The organism is Chamaesiphon polymorphus CCALA 037 (assembly GCF_003003845.1).
Taxonomy (GTDB): domain Bacteria; phylum Cyanobacteriota; class Cyanobacteriia; order Cyanobacteriales; family Chamaesiphonaceae; genus Chamaesiphon; species Chamaesiphon polymorphus.
Genome location: NZ_PVWO01000440.1, coordinates 1 through 4,913, shown reverse-complemented (window position 1 = coordinate 4,913; position 4,913 = coordinate 1). Strand labels below are relative to the sequence as shown.

The 4,913-nt window shown below is 43.4% G+C and carries 8 protein-coding genes; all 8 read left to right on the top strand.

Going from position 1 to position 4,913, the window contains the following annotated elements; translation table 11 throughout:
- The first annotated feature begins 88 nt into the window (after positions 1-88).
- Positions 89-370 (top strand): hypothetical protein, encoded by a 282-nt coding sequence (locus C7B77_RS23855; protein WP_181244000.1) that lies wholly within the window; start codon positions 89-91, stop codon positions 368-370.
- 163 nt (positions 371-533) lie between these two features.
- Positions 534-1,037 carry a hypothetical protein gene (locus tag C7B77_RS23850; protein WP_245894362.1) on the top strand — a complete coding sequence of 168 codons (504 nt, stop codon included), beginning with the start codon at positions 534-536 and terminating at the stop codon, positions 1,035-1,037.
- Between the two features lie 61 nt (positions 1,038-1,098).
- Positions 1,099-1,554 carry a hypothetical protein gene (locus tag C7B77_RS23845; RefSeq protein ID WP_106310764.1) on the top strand — a complete coding sequence of 152 codons (456 nt, stop codon included), beginning with the start codon at positions 1,099-1,101 and terminating at the stop codon, positions 1,552-1,554.
- A 3-nt stretch (positions 1,555-1,557) separates the two neighbouring features.
- Entirely contained in the window at positions 1,558-2,007 is a 450-nt protein-coding gene (locus C7B77_RS23840; RefSeq protein ID WP_181243999.1) for a type II toxin-antitoxin system RelE/ParE family toxin, read from the top strand.
- Between the two features lie 249 nt (positions 2,008-2,256).
- Positions 2,257-3,162 carry a DUF5895 domain-containing protein gene (locus tag C7B77_RS23830; protein WP_106310759.1) on the top strand — a complete coding sequence of 302 codons (906 nt, stop codon included), beginning with the start codon at positions 2,257-2,259 and terminating at the stop codon, positions 3,160-3,162.
- A gap of 3 nt (positions 3,163-3,165) precedes the next feature.
- Positions 3,166-4,014, top strand: a complete 849-nt coding sequence (locus tag C7B77_RS23825; RefSeq protein ID WP_106310757.1) for a hypothetical protein — start codon at positions 3,166-3,168, stop codon at positions 4,012-4,014.
- Positions 4,015-4,105: 91 nt separating this feature from the next.
- Entirely contained in the window at positions 4,106-4,255 is a 150-nt protein-coding gene (locus C7B77_RS30385) for a hypothetical protein (protein ID WP_181243998.1), read from the top strand.
- Between the two features lie 77 nt (positions 4,256-4,332).
- The gene (locus tag C7B77_RS23820; RefSeq protein WP_245894360.1) at positions 4,333-4,881 is read left to right on the top strand and encodes a hypothetical protein; all 549 of its coding nucleotides are present in this window, start codon (positions 4,333-4,335) and stop codon (positions 4,879-4,881) included.
- The last annotated feature ends 32 nt before the right edge of the window (positions 4,882-4,913 follow it).

Below are 4,913 nucleotides of genomic sequence, written 5' to 3'. Positions count from 1 at the left end.
TTGATGTGTATAAGAGACAGATATTAAAGTCAACTTTGCCGTTGCTGCTACTGATGTCAATCAACGCTTATTCGTACCAGAATCTAACTTGGTTGTAGCTGGTAAATTCCGCTTAGGTAAAGAGCTTGCCACCATTGGCGTATGGATTTCCAAAATTATCGCTGTTGTCTCTATTCCAGCACCCATACCTGCTGAAGTTGAAGTAGTTGCACTCGAACCAGTAGAACCAATAATCGTTGATAATGCTGCGCTTGATGAGGCTGTAACTGAAGTTGCTGAAGTTATTGTCCCGCTTACACCTGCTCAAAAACGAGCTGCTACTATAGCTGCGAATAAAGCTAAAGCCGAGGTTGAAGCTGCGCTTGTCTGATGCTAAATCGTTATTGCTTGCTAGTAATTACTAGCAAGCAATTTATCTATGTGCTTCGCTTTGTAACTACGAGAACTAGTGGCAGTTTCTTTGCTACTAACTCTTGCTGTTTTGGCAATAAAAAAGGTCGCATAACGACCAAAAATATAATTAACGAACCTTTATGTTAACCCAGCAACCTTCTACAGTTCAACCGCTTGGTGAAACGCACGCTGTAGGCGAAGACGTGCCGCAGGCGGAAACCTCAGCGCGATTTCATCCGCAAGGTTTTACCTTCACAGAATTGCTTCCATGTTTAGCGATCTGTGATGCACCCGCTGAAGATCCTCATGGGTGGGGTAATGCCCACGCAGATGAACCCGCATTCCTCGTTTATCTGGGCTACAACATACCCCAAGAAAGAGAAGAGTGGATTGCTCGATTACGCTTAATTTGGAAGATTGATGGCGAGATTGTTTACCGTCCTAGCCAACGTGTTTCAGGCTATTGGCACGAGATTAAAATTCGCGGAATGCAGCGTTATTCTGACCCTACTGTCTTCGATCTTGACTATTTGAGCGAGTCGATGAGCTATGGGTTAGACTTTCTGCTTCACCTGCAACAGCACGAACTAGAAGCGACTGCTTATGAGGAGATGGTGGCATCAAGACTGTTAACATCGCGCTAAAATAGTGGATATCTCCCTAGCTAATGCGGGAGATATCTGCAACTAAAACCAGATAAAATATATGAGATATCTCGAAGTTTCAGGAGAAATCGATAAAGATAATCAACTAATTATCGATCGATCTTTAGAAGTAATTAAACCACAGCGAGTTGAAATAGATATTTGGTTTCGTGACGATGACGAAGAAGATTGTCCCGAACCAACTAAGGAAGAAATCCTCGATAGTTTTCGTGAAGGTTATCGCGATTGTCTAATGGGAAATGTCTCTCCCCTCTCAGAATTATGGGATGATATCATGATTCAGACTACGGGAGAAATTAACGATCGAGGTCAACTCGTTCTCGATTCTCCTCTGGAGACACTATGCGAACGATCGTTAACACTAACAAAACCTCAATACGTTGCTGTTGTCATCCGATTTGTTAATAGCAGCAAGTATGAAGAAGAGTTTACAGAAAGAGTGCAGCAGGAGGGGTATAAAACTCTAGTCAAAGAAGTAAGTAGATCCGGACTATGATTGATGCAAGATAGAATATCACCAGTTATCGTCGTTGAAAGTATTAAATTCAAAAAAGACATTAAGAAACTTGGTAAGGCGAATCGTTTAATCAAAGAAGATATTAAATCGCTGATCGAACAGCTAGAAGCTGGTGAAACTCCTGGCGACTGTATTATTGGAAATAAATATCCTGTTTATAAAGTTAGAGTCAGAAATAGTACTACTAATAGAGGTAAAAGTGGTGGATATCGAATCATCTATTATACGGTAACTCTCGAAGCAATATTGCTAACTACAATTTATGCTAAATCAGACCGAGAGAATATTTCTAACCAAGAAATTGAGAAGATAATCGAGCAAGAAGATCTAAAATATCTCACAGAAGAAATAGCATCACCAGAAGAACGGTTAGAACCACTATCTACAGAGAATCAGGGTCAGGAAGATGGCGAAGAATACACCGATAATTAAATCTCTAGCATCAATCTCCATTGGCATTTTCTGATTGTTTATGCAGCATTAGATCGCTGGTAACTTTTCATCTCGAAGCTTGCTCGCCGCTAGGCGGTCGCTGCTAAAACCCTGTCGCTTCGCTTGGTAAAAGTGAAGAGTAACTGTCTTAGTAATCTCTCGCTCGCCTAATAGCCTCAACCCTGGCATCAGTTTCACTAACTGGTGCTTTTTTGTGCTGTCAATATTCACTATATCCTCTGAAAACTGATGACCACTAACGCCGAAAACAAGTACCTGAGCCGCCAATATGCCGCTACAGATTTCTCATTTCCTTACTGCCAAGCCTTGCGTGGAGAAGATCCCAAACAGTGCGGATATTTTGTACCTCTATCCCAAGCTGATAAAGCAGGTTGGCACGACCTAGATCCCGAAAAACTGACTGAGTATACCTATAATTCCGGTAAATCTGAAGTGGGTGTCTTGCTCCAAAAACCCCGCATGACCCTAGCTCCTGTCTGTCAGTTGGGAAATTTCGATCGCAAGGCATCTCAGGAGGAAGAGACTCTGGTTGTCGTCGGCAAATGGAGTCGTCAGTATCGGGGTGACGAAAACATCGGGAACTTCCAAATTTATCTGGTAATGTTCTTTGACGAACATAAGCAACCACTACATGACATCCCACTGAAACTAGTGGCTAAAGGGGCACAACAAGCCACACTCTCAGACCAGTGGCAGAAATTTTGTATATCTGTAGCTCGGTGTCAAGCAAAGGCAAATAAGGTATTCTTCAGTCCTCGGAATGAGATTTTTAATGCTCTATGCCTATTCCAGCCTCACATTATCCGTAAGAGCGTCGGAGATAAAATTAAGTCACCTGCTTGCTATATCGATGGTTATGTCACCCCTACCGTGGATAACTGGCAAGATTTCTTTATCGGTACCGATGAAGATCTTGCCGATCTGGTCGTAGGGATGATGAACCCTCGTCCCCGTCTGCTTTTAGCCGATCCTACCCCTGGCACGATTGTCTTGAGTCCAACAGAATCCCATCCTCAAATTACCGCCACACCCGTTCAACCGATTGCGGCTGCTCCCACAATCGATAGCAGTCCCGCCATCGATATTGAGTCATCGGTAATCGATGCTGATGAGTATGACAAAATTCCCTTCTAACCAATGCGCCAACCAATTGTTCTCGCCGATTATAAGGAGGCTTTGACACCTTACCGCCGCTACCGAGAACGTTACTACTGTCCTGTTTGCAACGGGCACAATCTTACTTTCTCGCCCACAGGTGCCTGGATGTGTTGGAACGAGCCTACCAGAAAACATCGGGTTGAGATTATGGCTCGACTGGTACCAGACTTTAAACAGTTCGCCAGTAGAGTCAAGTCAGAATCTTGCCCTGTCATCATCCCCCGCATTCATCCCGCTCAACTCCACTCTCCCTTGATGAAAGATGACAGGTTGGCTGAAACGATTGGGGGGCGAACAGTTTATTGGTATTCCGACAAGCAAAGGGTGGTTCGGATTGATTATCGCACGGACAAAGTAATCTTTCCTCAATCCTTTAATGGCAAGGAGTGGCTCGATGGTGCTGGCTCAAATCCTTGGACACCCTACGGATTATCCAGGCTGCTCCCATATCCAGGCAAGATTAACCTCGTCCTGGTTGTGGAAGGTCAAAAGTCTGTCGAAATCGCCCACAGTCGCGGCATCCCATCTCTGTGTTTGGAATCTGGCGATTATTCCGATCGAACCGCTTTCGACAAGCTGAGGGCGATTAAAGAGCGGTTAGGGCGAGTCTTATTGGTGGTATTACCAGATTACGACCTCGCTGGTAATCGTAAAGCACAGCGGATTATCCATACCGCTAAATACTTCTCCCTGCCAACGCTGTTACTCGATCCTCTGCAAATTGAGTCGAATCTGAAAGTTGCTGATGATATCGAGCAAATGCCGAGTCTCAATGCCGATCGATTAATGGAAATTGTCAAACGAATGTTATCTCCACCCAAACAATAGACAAGCGAATCTGTAGACCCGCTTTTCTATTGTTGGCGAGTGAGTTTGTTATAGCAAACTCACTCACTTATCCAATTACTAGTTTTTTGCAATGAATACTCTGATTATACCAGTTCTACCCACTGAAAATCTCATTGAAGTGACTGGGTTTCCCCGCCTTAATGATGAAGAACAACAGCTAGCGTTCGACGAACAGTTGATCTTAGACCGCGAGGCTTATTACCAAAATTCTCAGTACTAATCACTTAGAATCTGTGCCGCTAAGTTGCTATTGATGCTTGGCGGTTTTTTATTAACCATTATCACATTTTTAAAATCATGAAAACTGGACGCACGATTGTCGAACTAGCTCAAGAACTATTAGACCAGCAGGAAACCAAACGAGATTTCCATGCCAGCACCAAAAGTTTGACAATGGTGCCTAGTGGGAAATTTCAATTGGAAACAACCAGCGGTTTAGAATTAATGCCAGCTACTAGTTATGCTCATGCACAGATGGCATCTAAGCTCAGTATTCCGAAAGTTTATTACGATCGGATGATGAGACAGTCGCCACATCTTTTGGCGGAAAATGTCAACCACTGGTTGGATGAACGGCAAGATGAAACGAGTCTCATTCGTACTTTACGCGGTCAAATGCGCGCATTTTTGAGTAGTCGATATCGGATTGTCGATAATCATGACATTCTCGCAATGGTACTACCAGAACTCAGTGAGATGGGTAGTGGTATTAAAATTGCAAGTTGCCAAGTAACCGACGAAAGAATGTATCTCAAGGTCATCAACACAGATATCGAAGCGGCAATTGCTGTCGGCGATCCAGTTTATCTCATACAAATATTTTATATTAAACAACAACAACAGTAACTCACTTTTTCATTTAACCTAAACATAGGTAC